The sequence below is a fragment of the Vibrio sp. Scap24 genome (assembly GCF_013394185.1).
In the GTDB taxonomy this organism is placed as follows: Bacteria; Pseudomonadota; Gammaproteobacteria; order Enterobacterales; family Vibrionaceae; genus Vibrio; species Vibrio pomeroyi.
In genome coordinates, this window is the sequence record NZ_CP041333.1 from 847,742 (window position 1) to 870,406 (window position 22,665).

A 22,665-nucleotide genomic window follows, 5' to 3' on the forward strand; every position below is an offset into this window, starting at 1 on the left:
CCAGAATTGACGTGGCTATGCGCTTATAATTTATGGTGTATATAACTAATTATCACGTTTATAACTATTAGTTATGGGGCTTGTGAGTAGGATGTACGCAGCCAGATTGAATTAAGGGAAGACCTATGAACCATGCGCAACAAGCAATAAACCAACTGATTGAACAGACAGAGAAAAGTGTTATCGGTCAGAGTCACGTCGTTCGGGCTCTGGTAATCGGATTATTGACCAATGGCCATGTGCTTCTAGAAGGGCTTCCCGGCACAGCGAAAACACGCTCGGTCAAGTCGCTAGCGAATTTATTGAACACAAGCTTTGGTCGAATTCAGTTTACGCCTGACTTATTGCCATCAGATGTGACGGGTACCGAGGTGTATCAAGAACTGGATGGCAAGCCGCAACTGCATTTTCAACCGGGGCCTATTTTCAATAGCATTGTGCTAGCCGATGAAGTGAACCGTGCGCCGGCAAAGGTACAAGCGGCACTGCTTGAAGCGATGGCAGAGGGCACGATAACCGTGGGCGGCCAAACTCACATCCTTCCTGACTTGTTCATGGTGTTGGCGACTCAAAACCCAGTTGAACAAGAAGGTACGTATCCGCTACCTGAAGCGCAGATGGACCGTTTCATCATGAAAGTGACTGTCGATTACCCAGAAGACGAAGCGGAACGCGACATAATTCGATTGGTGCGAAGCGAAGAGTTAGGCAGCGAAACAAGCTCAGAGCTAGTCACACCGCAACACATCGAACCTGAATTGGTGCTTGAAGCGCGTCGCCAACTGCCTGAAATAGCGGTTTCTGATTTAGTTGAAAATTACATTGTTGCCTTGGTGATGGCGACACGTAAGCCAGAGCGTTACCCAGAATCAAATCTATCAAAGTGGATTGAAATTGGCTCAAGCCCTCGTGCTTCAATCGCATTAGACAAATGTGCACGGGCTTATGCGTGGCTGCAAGGGCGTGACCATGTCACGTTAGACGATGTGCGAGCGATGCTACCTACCGTATTAGGTCATAGATTCTCACTCTCTTACGACGCATTGGCCGATGGTGTTGACCATCAAAGAGTGGTTGAAGAACTGCTTGATAATGTTGAGATCGGATAACTAGGGGGCGTCATGGCGAAGCCAACACAAGCTCCCAAATCGCAAGGCCTTGATCCTCGCTTATACTGCGATTATTCAAGGTTAGTGCGAATACAGGCCCAAGCTGAGTCATTTTCTCTGTTGCCTCATCTAAAGGCGGGCAGTGTATTGTCGGGTCGACATAATTCTCTATTTCGTGGTCGTGGGTTGAACTTCGAGGAATTGCGTCATTACCAACTGGGTGATGATATTCGCAATCTCGATTGGAAAGTCACCATGCGTACGGGTAAGCCTCATGTTCGCAGTTATACCGAAGAGAAAGACCGAAATGTAATGATCTGCGTCGATCAGCGCAGCTCGATGTTTTTTGCATCTCAAAACACCATGAAATCCGTTGTGGCTGCCGAAGTGGCGGCATTGTGTGGATGGAGAGTGCTGAAGGATGGCGACCGTGTTGGCTTCGTTTTAGCCTCACATCAAAAGCTGTTCCATACCAAAGCACAGCGCTCTCAGTCTGATTTACTCGCTCAACTTAAGCACCTTACTAAAGCCAATCAAAGCTTAGGTGTGAGCGTGAGTGACAGCGAGGGTGTCGGGTTCAGTCAATGGATTGAACTGATCAAGCGAATGAGGCTAAAACAGTCGACCTTAATCTTTATTAGCGATTGGCGTGACTGCCAAGAACAACACCTTGATCGACTCAAGCAACTACAGCAACACAATGACATCCTGGCCATTATGGTGACCGACCCCTTAGAACAATCACTGCCTCATGATCTCGCTAGTGCGAATTGGGTGGTGGGTGATGGTCGTTTTCAGCTCAATCTCGATAGCCAATCTAAGGTTAACCTTGCGAGCGAGAGCCTTGCTCAAAAAGCGGCACTTCAAAAACAATCCCTTGCTAAATTAATGGCGATGAAAAATCTTCCTTATATCGAATTAGATACGTCTGGTGCTCATATTTCACAGCTTCAAAAGTTAGTGGGAGGGCGCTAAATGGCCGTTGAACATACGCCTCCTAGTACTTATATCCTTCGCGAACTGCGCGATGTAACGATTCCAGACAGCGTGAGTTGGTTTCCCCAAACGATAGGTTGGAAGATCCTCGGCGTTGCCTTGTTATTGGCTGCGTTCTATCTGGCTTATCGCTTGGCGTTAAGGTGGTGGAATAATCGTTATCGTAAAGAAGCACTTAAAGAGCTCATGGTATTGGATGCTCGAGACAAAAACTCAACCGAGCGAACCTTCAAGGTGCTCAAAGTGGTGCTTCGTTATCTAGACAGCGGTAATGCCAAGTTGTTTGGTCAAGCCTATGTAAACCGCTTGAACGCTTATCTTCCTGTTAGCGCTGGCACGAGTACAAAGAGTAATGCTTTCTTTACCGATGAAGTGTCGGGGCTGTGGATGCAAAGCTTAATTGATCCAAAGGTACGTTTGACCTTTGAACAGCGTTTAGAGGTAATTCAAACCGCCATGATGTGGCTAAAGCTTCATAAACCCGATGTACAAACAAAACCGAATGTACAAGCGACAACAGAGGGGCAAGATAATGTTTGATAGTTTATCTGCCAGCTTTGAGTTCGCACATCCATTGTGGTTTATCGCGTTACCATTGCCTCTGTTGGTCTATTTGGCCGTGCCTGCTTATCGCACTAAACAAATGGCCATTAAGGTGCCGTTTTTCAGTGAGTTGGTGGAAGCGATTGGCGAGGCGCCATCTGAAGGGGCAAGTCAGTTAACACCAAGCTGGTGGCAGCGCACTACGTTGATTATTACTTGGGTATTAGTGGTTTGCGCGTTAGCTAAACCAACCATCTTAGGTGAGCCACAAGTTCGCGAACAACTAGGCCGTGATGTCATGGTGGTTGTCGATTTATCGGGCTCAATGGCTGAACAAGATTTTACCTCTAAACAAGGGGATAAAATCTCGCGTTTAGATGCGACTAAAGAGGTGTTAGCTGACTTTGCTAAAACTCGAAAGGGTGACCGACTTGGTTTGATTCTGTTTGGTGACGCAGCATTTGTACAAACGCCATTCACTGCTGACCAAGATGTGTGGCTTGAACTACTCAATCAAACCGACGTGGCAATGGCAGGGCAAAGCACACATTTAGGTGATGCCATTGGCTTAGCGATTAAGGTGTTTGAACAAAGCGAAAAGCAAAGTGCTGCGGTTCAAGATTCAAGCATTGATGCCAACGCAAAAGAGAAAGTAGTGATTGTGCTGACTGATGGTAATGACACTGGCAGCTTTGTTGAACCTATCGATGCGGCCAAAGTGGCTAAAGCGAAAGGTGTTCGCATACACGTTATCGCCATGGGTGACCCGCAAACAGTAGGCGAAGTGGCTTTGGATATGGAAACCATCAATCGTGTGGCTCAAGAGTCTGGTGGTGAATCCTTTGAAGCACTTAACCGAGATGAACTGACTAAAGCTTATGCTCAAATTGGTGAGCTAGAGCCCCAGTTGTATGAGAGTACGACTTATCGTCCTAAACAGGGATTACACCATTACCTGATGGCCATTGTTGTTGTGATGTATTTGACTGCGTTTAGTTTAGCAACAATCCGCCGACGCTCGCTTTTGGCTTCTTCAATGAAAAATTTGAAAGGAGAGAACAATGCCTGATTCTCTCATGTTGCAACAGTTTTTTACTCAGTTTCACTTTATCCGACCTTTGTGGTTGTTGGCCTTTATTCCAATGTTCTTCCTGTTATGGGTTCGTTGGAGAGAAGAGACTAAGCCAACATGGAAAGACATTCTTCCTGCACATTTACGAGATGCATTGACCATCGGTGAAACCGGCTGGCGCAAACAGTTACCACTAAAGCTATTAATGGTGATTGTGACCATCGCCATTATTATCTGTTCAGGCCCAACATGGCAGCGTGAAGCTTCGCCTTTTGGTGAAGACAAAGCCTCAATGTTAGTGGTGCTTGATAACAGTGATTCTATGTTGGCTAAAGACTTACCACCAAGTCGCTTGGAACGCTCTAAACAGAAAATTAGAGACTTACTCGCAGCGCGCAAGGGCGGCAACACAGGTTTGGTTGTGTATTCAGGCAGTGCGCATGTCGCGATGCCAGTGACCCAAGACAGCAAGGTATTTGAACCGTTTCTGGCGGCTATCACCCCTGACATCATGCCCGTATCCGGTAAGTCAGCGGAAGAGGCATTGCCACTCATCAATCAACAATTGTCTGGTGAGCTAGGTTCGTCAGTGTTGTTGGTATCAGATGGCGTTAACCCAAGTACCATCAGGGCGTTCGAAAGCTTCTTTAACGACAACCCGTATCAGTTGCTCATTCTGGCGGCAGGAAATAGCAATGTGGTGAGCGATAATCCAGTCGACCTTGATTCATTGCGTAGCCTAGCGAGCAAGACGGGTGGGCGACTGATCGAAGTGACTGTTGATAATTCCGATATCCAACAACTCAACAAAGCGGTTGAAAGAAACATGCAACTTAACGGTGAGTCTTCAATGCCTTGGAAAGACATGGGATACGGTCTGCTGATTCCAATGGCGATCATCATGCTGTTGTGGTTTAGAAAAGGGTGGTTGGTTCAGTGGTGTGTGGTTGGTGTGCTGATTACGGGTTCCTTCTATTCACCGGATACCTTGGCGAAAACGGTCAGCTTAACCGCGGATAAACCCGTTGTGGTGGAGTCGCTTACAGCTTGGGATAAGACCACTCAATGGTGGTGGGACTTATGGCTAACGCCCGACCAACAAGGTCAACGTTTGTTGAACCAGAAAGAGTACCTTCAAGCTGCCAAACATTTTACTGACCCGATGCGAAAGGGCGCGGCTTATTACTATGCTCGTGATTTTAAGCTCGCTCACAGTGCGTTCTTGCAAACCAAAACTGACCTTGGTTTATACAATGCAGCGAGTGCGTTAGCCAGGCAGCGTGAATACCTTGCGGCGCGAGACCTTCTAAAATCACTAAGCGAGAAAGAGGATCTTTCACCAGAACTAAGAACGGATGTGGAAAATAACCTTGCTGTGCTTAGCGGGATTGTCGAAGAGGTTAACCGAACCAGTGAAAGCCAATCTGGAACCACAGATGGCCCTGAAGAATCTTTAGAACTCGAAGACGATCAGCCGCGAACGGGTGATGGTGCTGAAGAAGAAACGGTAGCGGAATTGATGCTCAAGGAAACGCTTAACGCCAATGAAATCTTGGGCAGCCAAGAGCTTGCCGACAAGTGGTTAAAACGAGTCGAAGCGGATCCTAAATTCTTCTTGAAGTCTAAATTTCAGATTCAGTTAAGAGATCCTACGCCTTCTATCGAGCAGTCGTCAAAACAGGAACAGCTGCCAAAACAGGAGCAAACACAATGAGTCGATATGATTTAGCTCTTGAAGCGCTTCAAGTGAAGGTAGGGCGCTCAGAGTACCTTAAGCTAACTAAGACCTTGCTTGTGTCGCTAGTTCTGCTGTCTAGCGCTGCTTTTTCTACACTTGCTTGTGCGGCTGATATTTATGACCTGCAGAGGAGTGGCGATGTCGAACTGATTGCTTGGGTCGGAGAAAAGCCGAAGTCTGGCGACAAGATTACGCCTGCAAAATTCAGCGTTAATGAACAAGTGATTCTGACCATTGAGGTGGCGACACCGCGCTGGCTAACCGGGGGGACTCGAATTGGCAGCATCGAAATCCCGAATGTTATTGCTAAACAGCGAAATCAACTTGCGACGAACTACACAGAGCGAGTGGGTGGTACAACATGGTCACGCCAACGCTGGGAAGTGACGCTTTATCCGATGACATCGGGCGAATTCGTGATTCCTGCTGTGCCTGTTCGAATTCAAGTGTCAGCTCCTGATGGTTCAAACGTTGGTGGCACGCTTTATACGCAACCTATTAAGTTTGAAGCTTCATTACCTTCAGGTTTATTAAGTGATGAATCACCTTGGTTTTCTGCAACAGATGTGGATGTAGAACAGCAATGGCAGCGTTCGAATGAAAACTTGAAAGTTGGCGATGCGGTTACTCGTACCGTGACGATCAAAGCGAAAGACAGCTTGTCTGTGTTACTGCCAGATGTGTTGTCCAATGAATCGACTCAGCAATATCAAGCTTACCCACAACCTAATCGTTTAGACGATACACAAGAACGTGGTGATTACCGATCTAGCCGTTTGGAAGAAACGGTTTATGTGATTCAACAAGGTGGCGAATTTACCTTACCGGACTTCTCATTCCAATGGTGGGACAGCAAGAACCAACGTCTTGAAAATGTGGACATAAAAGGCGAAGTGTTTGAAGCCAAACACACGCTCCAATCCTTCGTCAAAGCTTACATGTCGGTCTTTATCAGCGTTGGCTTGGCATTCGTGTTGTGTGTTGCGTTGTTTGTTTCTTTGAAGCGTTATTACAAGAACCGACCAACACCGAGTTGGTTGGCATTCCGCCGTTTGCTTAAGCAAGGTAACTGGTCTGCATTGAGAACCTTTATCTATCGTGAGTTACGAACTGAAACGACTCAGTTAGAACTGGGTAAAGCACAACTGGGTAAATTGAATGGACAAAAACGTTGGGTGGAAGACAGCGAAGCACTTCAACAAGGGCGTGAAGATAAAAACGTATTTGCTCGTTTGTGGAGAGGGTTACGTAACCTGCCCAGTGACCAATCAAATTCAAGCCATTCTCGTTCGATTTTCGCCCGCTTGAAAATCCCTAAAGCCTTGCCAGACTTAAAAGATAGAACTAAGTAGCAAACTTTAGTTATTCGCATCGAACATCATCGGCAGGTTCTCTACTATAGGGAACCTGCTTCTTTAATATGGAACTGTATGAAAAGTACCGAACTCAATTTAATTCCTATATTTGTTGCTATCTATGAAGAGCAGAACTTGTCTAGAGCTGCTAATCGCATGGATATAAGCCAACCGGCTGTGAGCAAAGCGCTTGCAAGGTTGAGAGATATCTATGACGAGCCACTGTTTCACCGAACCACTTCAGGCGTAGAGCCAACCACATTCGCTATTGATATCTATCCTGCAATGGCCGCTGCACTTAAAAACTTTACGTCTACCTTGTCCGCATCAAGAGACTTCGATCCTAAAACTTCAGGCCGCGTGTTTTCAATCGCCTGCGTGTCGGCGGCGAGCTATGAAATGATGCCAAGAGTGATGCAACTAATCAGTCAGGTTGCCCCCGGTATCGCACTCGAAGTTCACCCTCTTTTTACGGAAGATTATGAGTCTGATTTAAGGCTTCAAAGACATGATGTGATTGTCGATATGACGCCAAAAGGAAGAACCATGCTTAAGCATGAGGTGATTTCTACAGAGGAGTTGGTGGTGGTGTGTCGCAAAGACCATCCTATCGTTGGCGATACTATCGACATGGAACAGTTCTTGTCACTTGAACATGTGGTTGTTTCTCGTTGGCATGCACGTAAAAGCTTATTGAGCTCTGAACACTACAGTGACCTAGAGAAACGAAGAATAGTCTATCGTGCAGCTGGGGTAGTTGAGATGCTACCTGTAATTGAAGGTTCTGATTACATCGGCGTGTTACCTATTTCATCGGTGCGTTGTTTCTCTGAAAAGTACAATGTCAGAACTCTGCCTCTGCCTTTCGAGTTAGAAGACCTCGATATGTGTATGATCTGGCACCCAAGTCGTACTAACGAACCGAGCCACAAGTGGTTGCGCGCTAAAATCAAAGCGGCAGCCAAGGACACATCAAGTTAGCCCCAAAAGGACACCAAAATGGACAGTATTCGCGCGATTTTAAATGGAAAGAAAGCCAATATCCCCGAGTTAAGACAAGCAGTCTTTGCGGCAAGGGATAGGGATATAGATCTACAAGTGAGAGTCACTTGGGAATCGTCGGATATGTTTCGTTTAGTCAGTGAGGCGATATGCGATGGTGTGAAGCGACTGATTGTTGCTGGTGGCGATGGAACAGTAAATGAAGCCGTGAATGCGCTTAACCAGTTCCGTGCGAGCGAGAGGCCGCAGCTTGCGATTATTCCAATGGGAACAGCGAATGACTTTGCTACCGCGACTGGAATCCCTAGCGATATTGCTCAGGCGTTTACGCTTGCTTTAGAAGGGAAGGCGTTCGCGGTCGACAGTGTTCGTGCCAATGATCGTTATTTCATGAACGTTGCTGCAGCAGGCTTTGGCGCCGAAGTAACGGCCGAAACGCCTGTTGAACTTAAAGACTTTCTTGGTGGCGGCGCATACACGCTAACAGGTGTGGTCAAAGCGCTAGGTTTTAAACCTTACAGCGGCACCTTGACCATAGACAAAGGTACCTTTACTGGCGAAATTTTGGTTGGGGCGTTTTGTAATGGCCGCCTCGCGGGAGGTGGTCAAGAGCTTGCGCCCAATGCACTTATTGATGATGGTTTGATGGATCTTACTTTGGTCAAAGCCTTTGTAGCGTCTGATTTACCAAAAGTCATCGAAGAGCTTAAACACCCAGCTGACGACGGCAAATACATTGTTCACACTCAAGCGCGTTGGTTGGAGATAGATTTTCCGCAATCATTGCCGATTAATTTAGACGGCGAACCTTATCGTTCAAACCAGATTCGCTTTGAGGTTATGCCTTCGAGCATCAGTTTGGTGTTGCCTGACGACAGCCCTTGTCTGGTGAAAAATCAGTAAACAACTTCTATTGAGTACACGGAGTGATTGAACGATTGGGTCATTCACTCCGCTAAGATTCGTTATGCTTCTTTTTGTGTTTGTTCTGAGTTAAGCAAGAAGTACGACACCCAATCATCAGTCGGCAACGGCCTTGCGAAGAAGTAGCCTTGCGCGTATTTACAGCCTATTTGGCGTAGAGTCTTTACGTGGTTCTGCGTTTCAAGCCCTTCGGCAATCACCGAGAAATTCAGTATTTGTGCTAACTTCAATACAGCACATGTGATCTCGTAATCGACTTTGGATGAGTTAATGTCTTCAATAAAGCTTCGGTCGAGTTTGACGCAATCTGCAGACAGATTCTTCAATACCGACAGCGAAGAGTAACCCGTACCAAAGTCATCAATCGCAATCTTATAACCCTTCGAGTGAAGTACCTCTATGGTTCTTGAGCAGGTTTCGAAATCTCGCATCATGTCTCTTTCTGTGATTTCGAGAAGCAGCTGATGTGGCTGGCAATCCGTCTCATCCAGTATCACTTGCAACTGCTCTGCGAGGTCAGTCATATAGAACATTCTTGCTGAGAAGTTGATAGAGAAAATCACACCTTGTAAGTCGATACCTGAGCGTTGCCATTCGGTGATCAAGTTCGCTACTTTCTTAAATACCCATTTATCGATGTCGATAATAAGATCGCTTTTCTCTGCAACTTCAAGAAAATCGATAGGTGGAAGCAATCCGAGTTTTGGGTGACGCCAACGAATAAGAGCCTCGGCTCCGATGATGTCTTGAGAATCTAAGTCGACTTTTGGTTGGAAGAATACTTCCAGTTCGTCATTTGCAATGGCTTGATGAAGCCCCATGTTGGTTTCGATTAAGTCATTGACTTCATGGGTCATTTCATCAGCGTAGACTCTGTATTGATCTCTACCATTACGTTTTGCGTGATACATAGCGGTGTCTGCGTTTCGGATTAAGGTTTCACGATCTAAACCGTGAGTAGGGTATTCACATACCCCAATACTGGCTGAAACGAAGATAGAGTTATCGTCAATATAGTAAGGCTTTCTTAATGCTTGGTTTAAGCGATCAGCGATGGGTTCACCTTCTTCTAAACCAACGTTCGAATACACAACCAAGAACTCGTCGCCGCCCATTCTAGCGACAAAGCCCTTATCTCCGACGAGATTGCTAAGGATGTCAGACACGTTAACCAGCAAGTTGTCTCCAGGTGCGTGACCTAACGAATCATTGATTGTTTTGAACTCATCAATATCGAGGTAAAACAGTAAAAAGGGCGCATTGTTCTTGCTCGAAAGCTTAATTTCTTTATCTAACTGCTTAGTCGCTAACAATCTATTCGCCAAATTGGTCAACGGATCGTGGTGAGCAAGAAAGTCGAAGTTCTTCTTCTCCTCTGTGAGGTCGAGGTAGGCCTCAGACAGCCTTGAAGCCATGTTGTTATAGGCTTTCTCTAAGTGAGACCACTCGTCACTTCGGCCCAAGTTGATTGGGTTTTTGAGGCTACCGGATTCTAAACGGTCGAAACCATGTCGCAGTGCATTGAGTGGTTGTCGAATATGGTGTCTCACCACGTGGTTAACGAGCAGCATCGATAACACAAAAGCCGAAAAGCTCATGATGATGGCGTTCAATCGAGATAAACCGATCTCTTGTTCAAGTTGGTCAGTTAGCTCTAAAGCTTGGTTCTGTACGCGTGATTCGGTGTTCTCCACCATCTCCAACAAATCGCTTTGTGCTTCTAACAGTGAAGCCATTACCAACCAACGTTGTTCCAGATTAGCGCGAATCCGTTTTAAAGCGGCGTTGTATCGTTTCACGGTGCGGTGGATACGTTTCTTCTCTGCGATAACCGCAGCTGTTCCAATATCAACGTTTTCTAGGTGAAGTAAGAAGATATCGAGCTCTTTTTCTACCTCTATCAGTAACACTTTTTCTGTTTCTGGTGTGATTCGGCTATGTATGTCACCGACCATTTTTCCAGAGGTGAGAAACGACTCTCGCAACATGTTGATGAGATCTAATTCATTGTTATAACGGATGAAGTTAGGCTGATCTAAGTGCCTAAGCTTACTGTCGGCAATCGCAAACTCGAGCTGATCCAGTTGCTCGGCTAGTGCCGCGTCGATTTGGTTGGTCTGCTTTAAGATTCGGTTCAGTGCCAGCGAACTGCCTAAGAAGCGGTGGAAGTTATCGATAAAGGCGTCGATCTTTTGCGAGAAACCTTCATTGGTCGATAAGTCTCTCAAGCGTTGGAGTTGAAAATCAACGTTGAATGCTTCTTCAGACAAGGTGGTTTCACTGAACAGAAAGGTTTGCTCAAGTAACTTTACCCGAGAGGTTAATGTAAATACGCGACGGCTGATTTCAGAGTTGATAATCAAATCAGACACGTGCGTTGAGGTTTCAGTTTTGAGTGTCGACTCAACATAATACAAAGACCGAATCACCATAATCACCGCTAGGCTCACAATCAATAGTGAGAGCAGGTTTGACATGATGAGTCGCTGAGTGATGTTTATCTGACGTAATTTCATTGCGGCTTCCAAATTCTCAGATACGCTTCACGGTAGCCATTTTTAGGATCGTAAATCCCTTTGTCTGACTGGCTGATAAGTTCTTCAACATTACCCGGTGTGACGAGATGTACAGGGGCAGAGTAGCCGCTGGGAGGCATCTGATTGAAGGCTCGGTTAAGCTCGTCGACAATCTGCCAGCCTTGTAGATATAAGGGTTCAGGAACGGTTGCCAGTTGGAATTGTCCGCTATAGATTCTTTTGTAGGCCGCTTTACTGCCATCACCTGCAGAGATGTTCTGCGGGATCATTTTTAGCTCTTCAAGACTCGACTCCAAAGACGGGATCGCATAGTCGATGTACAAGTCGTTGATGGCCAATATGTGAGTGATTTTATCGTCGTACTTGTTATCAAGGTCTTTCAATGTCGCGGGCATTTGTTCAGCAATTTTGTCTAAAGGCAGGTAGTTGAGTTCAAGGACATCACAACTGCTGCAACGCTTGATGGTGTTAACCATAGCGTTGGCTTTGATCATCGCGATTTCATAATTAGGGTCGGTAAATACCACGGTTTTGGCTTGACCCTTTGAGTTGACGATGGCGAGTAGGGCAGCGACTTCCGCTACATCAAGCGGGTCGGTGGTGATGTTGGTGTATAAGCCAATCTCTGGGTTCCCGCCAACAAGCTCCGTCGCGTGCCACCCGATGACAACAATCCCGAGATCTTCCGCTTGTTTCAAAATGGTCTTATGACGCACCGCATCAATGCCACCCAAAACAATGGCATCGGGTTCAAAGCCAATCGCTTTTCGGATCGCGGCACCTTGGCGCACTTCAGAACCCAAGCCATCGATGAATCTAAGGTGCCAATTAATGTTAGAAATCGCTTCAGATATGCCTTTGCCAACGCCATAGACGCCACCATTACGTAAATCAGACGCGACGAAAATAACGTTCTTTTCATGACGCACGGCTGGACCTTGTGTTGGACCATCCCATGTTCGTTGGTTAGAAACCGCACGCATCACTTTTTCTTCAGCGTAATGGAAGAAATTGTTCTCAGGATTACCCGCAAAACTCGGTGAGTTGCAAGTAGTAGCGAGCAACAAACTCGCAAAATGCACTGTCTTATTCATAAGGCTTATAAAACGCTTTAAATTATTATCTCTCTATATTTATAATATTGTTAATAAACATTCAAACATTTGGTAACAGTTATGCCGGGTCAAATTTATAAAAACGTATTGCCAGCCCTACTGACAGCTTGTTTTATCCTTCCTTTTGACGTAATCGCTGATGGGGTAAGGTCGGACGCAGATGTAAAGAAACTCGAAAAATTTCAAGAGACTGTGAGTGGCGAGCCGATTTCGTTAGCGCCAATGTCGGTAGAGAAACCGGTCAGAATTGCCCTAATTTACCCAAGTGCAGATATTTCTGACTTTTGGACAAGAAATTACACCGCATTGAAGGAAAGGTTGATCGCGTTAGAGTTGCCATTCGAGATTAGCGAGTTTACATCAAGACAAATTGAGCACTCTTTGCAGACTCAATACACGGATCAAGTGTTGAATGCAGACACACCTTATGACTTCGTAATTTTTGGTCCTTCTGAACTGGGAATACAAGCAGAGAACATTCAAAAGCTATCGGCTTCGACAGAATTCAAAACCTTTATTTGGGCATTCCATACACCCAATGAACAATGGTCACATCAACCAGACAGTTGGTTTGACTTCTCAAGCGCGATGGGCGCGGAGGTGTTGTGTGACCATGTGGTGCAAGAGTTAGGGAGTGAAGTCGAGTTTTCTGCCAATCGCGGGATCCCAGGAATTACGGACACTCAACGTTCACAAGGCTTCATTGATTGCGTGGAAGAGAAAGGTGATTGGTTAACGGTGTATGAGCACTTTGGACAGTATCAAAAAATCGGCGGTGCTGATGGGATTCGCTTAGTGCTGGGTAATTTCCCTGAGGTGACCATGGTTCACAATGCTAATACCGCAATGACCATGGGGGCGGTCGATGCGTTGAACCAAGCCGACATGTTGTCTGAAATCTATGTCACGGGTTGGGGCGGCACAGCGATAGAGATCGAGAAGATTCGCTCTGACGAGTTAGATGCAACACCAATGCGCATGAGTGACGACCTTGGCGTAGCAACTGCTGAAGCGATTAAGTTTCATTTAGAAGAGAGAGAAGCCGAAGTTCCGCTGGTTTATTTAGGTCGTATCACCGTGGTGCACAATAAGATGAATGACGACCAGTTGAATCAACTCACCAGAGAAGCGTTTCGTTACTCAGGTAAGAATTAAGCACGACTCAATCTATCCTGCATGATGAAAAGAGCCGCTTATTCGTATGGAACGGAATAAGCGACTCTTTTATATTAGAGATTCTGCGAGCATGTTTGGCTCACAAACCTAATAATTGTGATTAGTCAGTAATTTCTTCCAGTACTTGCCCAATCGAACCGCTTGGTTGAGTGATGCCCAGTTTGTTCGAAAGCGTCGGTGCAATATCGTATGGTGTGATTGGACGTGAAACCTTCTTAGCATTCACATCGTATCCTGCAAAAATCACTGGCACGTGCGTATCGTATTTCCAAGGGGAACCATGAGTCGAGGCAATTTGCAGGCCTTCCATATCGTTAATGTAGCTACGCGGATCAAAGACCACATACACATCGCCTGAACGAGCAGGATGATAGTTGTTCTTGATGAGCTGCATTACATGAGTATCAGGGACTCGGTTTGCCGCAATATCACTGCTCGATACCGCAAACGCAACGCCTTTCACTTTCGCGATCTCATCGGCAATGGCTTCTTGTACCTTAGCCAGATCTAACTTCTTCTCGGCGATGAAGTCATGATTCAGATAGATATAAGGTTGAGCGTACAAACGAATTGCGTCTTTAGTTAAACCAAAATCATCTTTCAATCGTTTCTCTACACCACTCGATAGTAGGGCGTCTTTGTCGAAGTACTGAGCCTGACTGAAACCTAGCGCATTTGCCGCAGGTGAAGATTCAGGAACACCGTGATCGGCAGACAAGACGATTAACGTGTTCTCTAGCCCAACTTGGTTATCTACGGTTTTAAAAAGCTTCGCGAGTGTCTTATCCAAGCGGATTAAGTTGTCTTCAGTCTCTAAGCTTTCAGGGCCGTACAGGTGAATCACGTAGTCATTCGAAGAGAAGCTAACCGATAGGTAATCCGTCGCATCACCTTGCCCAAGCTTCTCTTGCATCAAGAGTGTGCTTGCAAAGTTCTCTGTGATCTCATCACCAGCCGGGCTTACGGTTAATGTTGTGCTGTAGTATTTGTAGCTCGCAGGGCCGTAAGGGTGAGGGAAGGTGCGTTGGAAATCGCCTAACTTAACCTTGTGGTCCATGTTGTGTTCTTGCAGGGTGTAGTTTTCACGTGGTAATGATAACTCCCACTTTTGCTTAGAGTATTGAGCGGCAATGGCTTTTTCATTCCAACGAGATACCCAAGCTGGGTATTCGTCATAGTAATAGTTGCTGGTCACAAACTCAGATTGCGCTTTCGAGAACCAAAACGCTTTGCCACTGTGCCCTGCAAGCGAAATCGCGCCACGGTCTTTTACCGATACACCAAACACTTTTGATTTTCCGCTATTGGAAATCATCAGTTCGTCGCCAAAGGTGGTGGCGAGAATTGGCTCTGGAGAGCGACCGTCACCTTGTGCTGTCTTCTGTGTTGGATCGATCTCGGTAGCTTTGTCGACACCCGCACCCGAAGTAAGCATGGCGTAGTTGCCATCTTCTACGTTATACACCAAACGTTCTTCGCTACGGTCATACCAAACGTTACCCACCATGCCGTGTACGCTCGGTGGAGCGCCTGTTGCAAGCGACACATGACCAACAATGGTTTCTGTGTTGCCATGTTGATAGTTAGCGTTGGTGTAATAAGTACCGTCATCCATTAAGTAGCGAAAGCCACCTTCACCGAAGTTATGCTTGTATCGCTCGATTAAATCTGCGCGCAGGCCATCAACTGTGATTTGAAGGACAAGGTCTGGCTTTTCTGCAGCGGATGCAGGAAGCGCACAGAGTAACGCGAGTGTAAGTCCTGAAAGCTTGGTGTATTGCATAAGGTTTCCTTATTCAGTGTGGCCGCATGATCCTACTACTTGATCAGTGAACTAATGCTTGGTCAGCCAGCTAACGTTTGGTCAGAGTTCAGACGTTTGGATAGCGCAAATCATGTTTATCGTATGGGCAATCGATAGCCTGTTAGTGGTGCGAGTCTGCAAGTTCGCTAGCTCGCGCTTCCCACTAATCAGCATCTTTAACTAGGCGCAGCCCCATATCTGACATGGTGATTGATTGGCTTGCGAAATCACGACGGTAACTTTCAGATTCATTTTCGTCATAAGCAAAGCTGCCACCGCGCACCGATTTATGTGATAAACCTACGTCACTGTGCTTTGCATTGTTTGGGTTGTCTGTTGGACCGAATCTGTAGAAGGTGTCATCGAAAGCATCAATGACAAACTCACCAACGTTTCCTGTCATGTCATATAAGCCTAGTTCATTTGGCTTTTTTAACCCGACAGGATGCGCGCTATTTTTCGAATTTGCTGAGTACCACGCAACATCATCTAAGTTGTTGGAACCACTATAAGTATAGCCTTTACTTTTGTTGCCACCCTTAGCTGCAAATTCCCATTCCGCTTCAGTCGGCAAACGGTATTCTTCACCCGTTAATTCATTCAACTGCTCAACGAAATAGTTCGCTTGTTGCCAGCTTAGGTTGTTGACCGGAACTTGCGGGTTTTGGAAATAACTGAGAGATGAACCCATCACCGATTCAAACAATTCTTGAGTCACCTCAAACTTCGCGATGTAGAAACTATCTACAGTTACATCACGGGCTGGTCGTTCTGCTTTGGTCGCTTCCGAACTGTTTGAACCCATGGTGAATGTTCCGCCTTCAACCAACACCATCTCTTGGTCAATTTTTTGAGCGATAGGGTGTGTAGGCACGCTTGCACAGCCGCTTAGGAAAATAGTCATGGTGACGCCGCTAACTGCTGCTAAATATTTGTAATTGATAAATTTCATCACGTGCCTCAAATGTTCGAAATAGGGTGTAATTCTAACGTTTTTGGTCATTCCTATTGGTTATAAAGGGTATAACATGCCACTGACTTAATTCGGAATTATGATGGGAACAAGACACTAAGATAGGTAGGTAAATCATGCACATTACTCAAGGTCCACAATATAACGGTAAAGCGTCTAAGCGCCTGCATGTTATGGCTAAGCCGATTGGCGCAGCGTGCAACATTGACTGTAAATATTGTTATTACCTAAGTAAGCAAGATTTGTTGGAGTACAAGAAAGGCAGTTCTCCTAGAATGGATGATGAGACGCTAGAGACTTACATCCGACAATACATCGAAGGTCAAAATACGCCTGAAATCATCTTCTCATGGCAGGGCGGTGAGCCGACCATGTTAGGTTTGGCTTATTTTGAGCGTGTGGTTGCGCTACAGAAAAAGTATCAGCCCGAAGGTGTGTTAATTTCAAATGACCTACAAACTAATGGCACATTATTGAATGACGATTGGGGTCGATTCTTAGCTCAGAACAACTTCCTAATCGGTTTAAGTATTGATGGCCCTGAAATGCTGCACAACGCTTACCGTACCAACCGAGCGGGTCGTGGCACATTCAAACAAGTGATGGCTGCTGTTGAGCTGCTGCACAAGCACCAAGTCAAATTCGCCACTCTTACCTGTGTGAATAACCTGACCAGTCAAAATGCACTCGAAGTGTATCGTTTCCTACGTGATGTGGTGAAATCTCCACAAATGCAGTTTATTCCTATCGTAGAACAGAAAACCTTTAGAACCGTTGCACCGCAAACGTCTCAAGTGAGTGAGCAACTCAAGCAAGGTGACAAGCGTCTTATCCCGGGCCACAAAGATTCGATCATGGAATCATGGTGTGTTTCGGACTTAGCGTGGGGTAACTTCCTGATTGCTGTGTTTGATGAGTGGGCGAAGCATGATATCGGTAAAGTGTTTGTTCAATATTTCGAAGCGAGCTTAGAAACGTGGATTGGTCGTCCGAACCCACTTTGCACCCTGAATGAGATCTGCGGTAAAGGTTTAGCGATGGAGCCAAACGGCGATGTGTTCTCTTGTGACCACTACGTTTACCCTGAATATAAAATTGGCAACATCCACCACGAGAAGCTTGATGACTTAGCATACAGTGCACCACAACAGAAATTTGGTTTCGCTAAATCACGTACGCTGACGAGCCAATGTCAGCAATGTGACTACAAGTTCGCTTGTCATGGCGAGTGTCCGAAAAATCGCTTTATCAAAACTCGTGCGGGTGAGCCGGGCTTGAACTATTTATGCGCGGGCTGGCACAAGTTCTTCTCTCATGTTGATAAATCGATGGCGTATATCGCGCGTGCGATGAGACACCCTGTTGCTCATGGTAAGTACAGTGATTCTGTGATGATGGCGCGTCGAGCAGAACTGCCAAAACAAACGACGTTTGAGACCAAGTTTTAACTCAAGTTCTAAATCAAGTTCTAGGTTCAGAGTTATCGATCCTAACGAAATTTAATCAGATATGAGTCTAGGGACAGGCTAAGTTCTCCAGCTTAAGGTAATACTATGATCAAGAAGAGTTTAGCGACAGCGGTTGCTTTATTTATTTCAACGTCAGCGATGGCAGCTAATGGCGTTCAACAAACCGTTGATGCACCGGCACAAAATATCAATCAAGTGCTTGAAATGACGGACACTCAAACCCGCATTCAACAGTTGTCTTACATGGCGCAAGATCAGAATCAGTCTATTGAAAACCGTACAGGTGCACTGCAAGAATTGGCAGCTTACCCAAGCCAAAACGCGCTGGTGGCTGTGGCTAGAGGCTTGAAAGATAAAGACCCTGAAGTTCGCGAAGCGTCTGTGATTGGCTCTGAACCTTATCAACTAGAACATCGCTGGGCATTGGTATCTCCGCTGCTTAAAGACAGCGATACCATGGTTCGCCACACGGCAACATCGAATCTAATTCGTGACTTTAATGCCTTAGATGAACAACAAAAAGCGCAAATCGAACCACCAGTAAAAGAGCTGATCAGTTTCCTAGAGACGCAAGAATCAGAAAAGTATCAATTGCTGTTTGCTGATGTACTTCGCTGGCACAACGAGTGGGATAAGGCCGAAACGGTTTATCTAGAACTCATCAAAACGCATCAAAAAGAGCCGCAAGTTTGGTTAAGCTACGCAGATAATTTCCGAGCACAGAAAAAAGACCAACAAGCGGTCGATGTATTGGATCGCGGTTTGAAACATGTACCAGACAACGCAGCTCTGCATTACTCTAAATCTCTAACTTTGGTTCGCCTTGAAGACAAGAGCGCAGCGGCCAACGAAATTGAAGTAGCAGCTAAGTTAGCGAAAGATAACAGCTATTACTGGTACCTCAATGGGGTATTACAAGAAGAATTAGACATCGATAAATCGACCAAGTCATTCGAAAAAGCGTATCTGATTTCGGGTTCACCAGAGCAGTTGTACGCAGTCTGCGACATTTACGTACGCTACGGTAATGAGAAAACTGACGAATGCTTAGTTGAGCTTTCAAAAGTGGCGCCGGGCTATGTGATTGACCAGCTCAAAGAGAAGCGAGTAGCGCCAAGCTCATAATATTTTGAGTGAGTCGATAAACGGAAAGTAGTTATTGAAAAGCCAGTCGAATCATTTGACTGGCTTTTTTGTATTTGGTGTCTCGTCCTGAAATGTGTTTACACATTGAGGACGAATTATGACTACTTCAAATAATACCTACGTTAAGCGCACTCAGCGTGATTACACACTAGGCTTTAAATTACAGGTCGTCGCCGCTGTAGAAAGAGGCGATATGACATATAAACAAGCCCAAACCATTTATGGTATCCAAGGCCGTTCAACCGTTTTAACCTGGCTTCGAAAGCACGGTAAGATGAATTGGGCGCAAAATCCAAGGATGAATGTCATGAGCCAATCACCTAAGCCTAAAGAATCGCCTGCACAGAAAATAAAACGTCTTGAAAAAGAGTTGGAAGACGAAAAAATCAAGAACCTCTTCTTAAATAGAGTGGTTGATATCCTTGATGCTGAGCACGGAACCAGTCTCAGAAAAAAGTATCTAGCCAAGGAGCCAGAAGCCTTCAAAAGCAAGAAGGAATAAGTCTAGTTCGAGTATGTAGGCTTTGCGGCATAACAAGGCAGAGTGTTTATCAACGAGAAAAGCGAGCTCATCACCGTCGGTTAGAGCTTAAACCGATTAAAAAAATGGTGTTGGATATTAGGCGCTATATGCCTCGGGTTGGTACTAGGAAGCTCTATTTTTTAATAAAACCCAGACTACAAGAACAAGGTATCAAGTTAGGCCGAGATGCGCTTTTCAACTACTTACGCGCTGAGCGATTGTTGGTAAGACCTAAGCGTAGTTTTACAAAAACGACCAATAGTCGGCATTGGATGAAGAAACACCCGAACTTATTAAAGGACTACAAGCCATGTAGTCCAGAGAGTGTGTTGGTGAGCGATATAACCTATGTTCAATCTGATGAAGGAGTTCACTACCTATCATTGGTTACAGATGCTTTTAGCCGAAAAATAATGGGTTATGAGCTGAGTAATGAAATGAAAGCGACGGATGTCGTGAAAGCGCTAGATATGGCTATCAAAGAGCGTCGATATCATCATTCTTGTATCCATCATTCAGATCGTGGTCTACAGTATTGCTCAGGTGTATATCAAGATAAACTGAAAACTAGCGGCATAATGCCTTCGATGACAGATGGTTATGATTGCTACCAAAATGCCTTAGCAGAAAGAATAAACGGGATCCTGAAACAAGAGTTCTTACTTGATAGGTGTAAGAGTCTTGAGGAGCTTAAACGACTAGTAAAAGAGTCTATCAATATCTATAACAATATGAGGCCGCACCTCAGTCTCATGATGAAAACTCCAAATGAGGTGCATGAAAAAAGCCAACAGCTGGGGCTGTTGGCTTAGTAGAAATACTGTCAACGTATTTTAGGACGAGACATGGAGTGTCCCGTCCTGAAATGTATCGTTAGAACAAGACACAAGCCAGAGGCGTTAAATTGGGTGAGCTTAGTGACTCACCCATAAAACTAATTATTCGCCCATTGAGCTGGATGCACGACGACGGTCTGTTGCGCCGTAGATCTTGCCATCTCTGACTTCAATAGCGTTCAAGCCACTCACCACTGGAATGACATGAACTGGATAACCAAGCTGCATGAACTCAGGAACCAACATTTCCGCATAGGTTTTCTTTTCGACTAGCAGTCCTGTTGGATCATAAGGTTTGGTTCGGTCTATCTTGGTACCGTATTGAATGTTTGGCAGGTCAATCGCTTCTTGAGCAGACAGCTCCCAATCGAGAACGCCAACCACGGTTTTTAACACGTAACCTGGGATTTGCGAGCTACCCGGTGAACCAACGACTAAACGCAGGTCGTTTTTTTTGTCCATCACCATTAATGGTGTGATGGCGGAGCGAGGGCGCTTACCAGCTTCGATGGCGTTTTGAGTCGGTTTGCCGTTAATGGTTGGGTTGGTTGAGAAGTTTGCCATTTGAGCATTAAGAATCACACCATCGACCATCACTCCAGATCCCATACCCGTTCCGACTGTGCTAGTCATCGCAATCGCATTGCCGTCTTTATCGATGATGGAGATGTGTCCGGTATCCTGACTTTCAAAGCCTTGATATTGTGCGTAGTCGGTATCCGAAAGCTTACCTGCCTTCGGGTTAGTCTGAGCAATTCCATTTTTTGGAATCAGTTGACGACGTTTATCAATGTAAGACTTGTCGAGTAGGGCATTCACTGGGGCTTCAACATAATCTGGGTCGCCTGCATAAGCGATACGATCGGCTTTTGCGATTCGCATCGCTTCCGTCATTAATCGCCATGGCTCCGCATCGGTTTTAGACATGTGTGCCAAGTCATAGGCTTCAAGCATTTCCAAGCTTTGAGCCACCATCACGCCACCGGAGGCTGGGTAGCCAAAAGACACAATCTTGTTTCCGCGGTAATCACTCTCTATGACATCACGCTGTTTCATTTGGTATTGCTCAAAATCTTCAATGGAGAGTTTAGCGTGGTCTGAATCGATACGGCTGTTGACCGTTTCAACGATGTGTTTACCAAACTCGCCACCATAAAGGTATTTGTCACCTAGTTGAGCAATGTTGCTCAGTGTGTCGGCAAGCTTTGGGTTGGTCAATAAAGTGCCTGTTGGTTTGATCTCATCGTTATCCCAATAGAGTGCCTTGATTTCTGGGTCTTCAACCAAACGAGTTTGCTCACGAACCACAATGTCGTAGGTATAGCTGTTCATCGCATAGCCTTTGCTCGCCAGTTCAATTGCTGGCTGAACTAACTCTGACCAAGGCAGCTTTCCATATTCTTGATGGGCGCTATAGAGCAAACGAAGTGTACCCGGTACAGCGACAGATCGTGGTCCTAAAATCTCGTTTCGACTGAGCGCTTTACCATCTTCCATAAACATGTCTGGAGTCGCACTAGAGGGCGCTTCATCGCGTCCATCGAGTGCGAGAAATTGGTCTTTGTCTTGTTGATAAAACAGCGCGAAAGTGCCGCCACCAATCCCCGTCATATCTGGTTCGACAACCGACATGGTCATTTGCATTGCAACCATCGCATCAATGGCGTTGCCACCTTGCTTGAGTATCGAATACCCAGTGCTGCTTACGTATGGGTTGGTCGCACTTACCATAAACTTCTCGCCACTTTCATCGGGCGTAATTGGAAAAGGATTTGGTTCGGCCGCGAAACCGACCGCTGAAACCAAGCTTAAAGATAAAGTAGCTATTCGCATGCGTTCTCCGTTTAAGGTATCTGTTTGTTCGCTCTAAGATTGACCTAATTGAGGCGGTGAAGTTCTCGGGTTTGTCGGCTTCTCACACAATACTGACATAGTCATTAAATTGTAGAACACGCTGCGATATGGATTTATTACTCAGTTGAATATAAGAAGAAATTTGGCTTATTGATATCGATTTAATAATGAAAAGAGAGCCACTGTTTAATGATAAAAAGTGGAGGAGATACATGCAGAATCCCATTTAAATAATGGGCCGTTATTTTGATGATAAAAGACCTTTTAATAAAATGGTTATTTATACGCATTGATTTATATGACAATTTTGCCTGCCTTAACGTTTTATAAATAATATTAACATTTTTGTCACTATTTTTGCTGTGGCAGATTGATCTGCTGGTCAGATCTGTTATTGTTCGAATAATTAGTGCGGTTCATCGTACTGTTTAGCAAAGGAAGCTTATGTTTACACTATCGATCAAGAATAGAATTCTAGCGTTATGTTTAGTTT

The 22,665-nt window shown here is 45.4% G+C and carries 17 protein-coding genes; 12 read left to right on the forward strand and 5 right to left on the reverse strand.

Features of this window, described 5'->3' with window-relative positions:
- The first annotated feature begins 125 nt into the window (after window positions 1-125).
- The 8 genes from FLM53_RS19360 to yegS all read left to right on the forward strand — a co-directional run bounded on the left by FLM53_RS19360 (window position 126) and on the right by yegS (window position 8,718).
- The gene (locus FLM53_RS19360; RefSeq protein ID WP_019825004.1) at window positions 126-1,109 is read left to right on the forward strand and encodes a MoxR family ATPase; all 984 of its coding nucleotides are present in this window, start codon (window positions 126-128) and stop codon (window positions 1,107-1,109) included.
- A 12-nt stretch (window positions 1,110-1,121) separates the two neighbouring features.
- Entirely contained in the window at window positions 1,122-2,084 is a 963-nt protein-coding gene (locus FLM53_RS19365; RefSeq protein WP_048660288.1) for a DUF58 domain-containing protein, read from the forward strand.
- Window positions 2,085-2,645, forward strand: coding sequence for a DUF4381 domain-containing protein (locus FLM53_RS19370; RefSeq protein WP_176679791.1), 561 nt, complete (start codon window positions 2,085-2,087; stop codon window positions 2,643-2,645).
- The gene (locus tag FLM53_RS19375; protein ID WP_176679790.1) at window positions 2,638-3,717 is read left to right on the forward strand and encodes a VWA domain-containing protein; all 1,080 of its coding nucleotides are present in this window, start codon (window positions 2,638-2,640) and stop codon (window positions 3,715-3,717) included. Before FLM53_RS19370 ends, FLM53_RS19375 begins: the two co-directional genes overlap by 8 nt.
- Window positions 3,710-5,434, forward strand: a complete 1,725-nt coding sequence (locus tag FLM53_RS19380) for a VWA domain-containing protein (protein WP_176679789.1) — start codon at window positions 3,710-3,712, stop codon at window positions 5,432-5,434. Before FLM53_RS19375 ends, FLM53_RS19380 begins: the two co-directional genes overlap by 8 nt.
- Window positions 5,431-6,810 (forward strand): BatD family protein, encoded by a 1,380-nt coding sequence (locus FLM53_RS19385; protein WP_176679788.1) that lies wholly within the window; start codon window positions 5,431-5,433, stop codon window positions 6,808-6,810. The genes FLM53_RS19380 and FLM53_RS19385 overlap by 4 nt, the downstream gene beginning before the upstream one ends.
- A gap of 78 nt (window positions 6,811-6,888) precedes the next feature.
- A complete protein-coding gene (locus FLM53_RS19390; protein WP_176679787.1) occupies window positions 6,889-7,794 on the forward strand; it encodes a LysR family transcriptional regulator in 906 nt (301 codons plus the stop codon).
- Window positions 7,795-7,812: 18 nt separating this feature from the next.
- Window positions 7,813-8,718: a lipid kinase YegS gene (gene yegS, locus FLM53_RS19395; RefSeq protein WP_176679786.1), complete on the forward strand. Its 906-nt coding sequence runs from the start codon at window positions 7,813-7,815 to the stop codon at window positions 8,716-8,718.
- A 62-nt stretch (window positions 8,719-8,780) separates the two neighbouring features.
- Here the strand turns inward: yegS and FLM53_RS19400 are convergent, their stop codons facing one another.
- Complete coding sequence (locus FLM53_RS19400) at window positions 8,781-11,255, reverse strand: bifunctional diguanylate cyclase/phosphodiesterase (RefSeq protein ID WP_176679785.1); 2,475 nt, start codon at window positions 11,253-11,255, stop codon at window positions 8,781-8,783.
- A complete protein-coding gene (locus tag FLM53_RS19405) occupies window positions 11,252-12,370 on the reverse strand; it encodes a substrate-binding domain-containing protein (protein WP_123285119.1) in 1,119 nt (372 codons plus the stop codon). The genes FLM53_RS19400 and FLM53_RS19405 overlap by 4 nt, the downstream gene beginning before the upstream one ends.
- A gap of 81 nt (window positions 12,371-12,451) precedes the next feature.
- On the opposite strand from FLM53_RS19405, the gene FLM53_RS19410 reads away from it, so the two are divergent.
- Entirely contained in the window at window positions 12,452-13,546 is a 1,095-nt protein-coding gene (locus FLM53_RS19410; RefSeq protein ID WP_176679784.1) for a substrate-binding domain-containing protein, read from the forward strand.
- 121 nt (window positions 13,547-13,667) lie between these two features.
- Here the strand turns inward: FLM53_RS19410 and FLM53_RS19415 are convergent, their stop codons facing one another.
- Together FLM53_RS19415 and FLM53_RS19420 are read right to left on the reverse strand one after the other, a co-directional pair.
- The gene (locus FLM53_RS19415) at window positions 13,668-15,350 is read right to left on the reverse strand and encodes an alkaline phosphatase family protein (RefSeq protein ID WP_176679783.1); all 1,683 of its coding nucleotides are present in this window, start codon (window positions 15,348-15,350) and stop codon (window positions 13,668-13,670) included.
- Window positions 15,351-15,534: 184 nt separating this feature from the next.
- Window positions 15,535-16,323 carry an SUMF1/EgtB/PvdO family nonheme iron enzyme gene (locus tag FLM53_RS19420; RefSeq protein WP_176679782.1) on the reverse strand — a complete coding sequence of 263 codons (789 nt, stop codon included), beginning with the start codon at window positions 16,321-16,323 and terminating at the stop codon, window positions 15,535-15,537.
- A gap of 137 nt (window positions 16,324-16,460) precedes the next feature.
- Between FLM53_RS19420 and FLM53_RS19425 the strand changes: the two genes are divergently transcribed.
- The 3 genes from FLM53_RS19425 (at window position 16,461) to FLM53_RS19435 (ending at window position 20,294) form a co-directional block, all read left to right on the forward strand.
- On the forward strand, window positions 16,461-17,792 hold the full coding sequence (locus FLM53_RS19425) for an anaerobic sulfatase maturase (RefSeq protein WP_176679781.1): 1,332 nt from the start codon (window positions 16,461-16,463) through the stop codon (window positions 17,790-17,792).
- A 105-nt stretch (window positions 17,793-17,897) separates the two neighbouring features.
- Window positions 17,898-18,938 (forward strand): hypothetical protein, encoded by a 1,041-nt coding sequence (locus FLM53_RS19430; protein WP_176679780.1) that lies wholly within the window; start codon window positions 17,898-17,900, stop codon window positions 18,936-18,938.
- A gap of 118 nt (window positions 18,939-19,056) precedes the next feature.
- Window positions 19,057-20,294, forward strand: a protein-coding gene (locus tag FLM53_RS19435; protein WP_176679779.1) for an IS3 family transposase whose coding sequence is annotated in 2 segments (ribosomal slippage) — window positions 19,057-19,429 and window positions 19,429-20,294 — 1,239 coding nt in all. Because the reading frame shifts where the segments join, the coding sequence is not laid out codon by codon here.
- A gap of 126 nt (window positions 20,295-20,420) precedes the next feature.
- On the opposite strand, the gene ggt is transcribed toward FLM53_RS19435, so the two are convergent.
- Window positions 20,421-22,151 carry a gamma-glutamyltransferase gene (gene ggt, locus FLM53_RS19440; RefSeq protein WP_176679778.1) on the reverse strand — a complete coding sequence of 577 codons (1,731 nt, stop codon included), beginning with the start codon at window positions 22,149-22,151 and terminating at the stop codon, window positions 20,421-20,423.
- Between the last annotated feature and the right edge of the window lie 514 nt (window positions 22,152-22,665).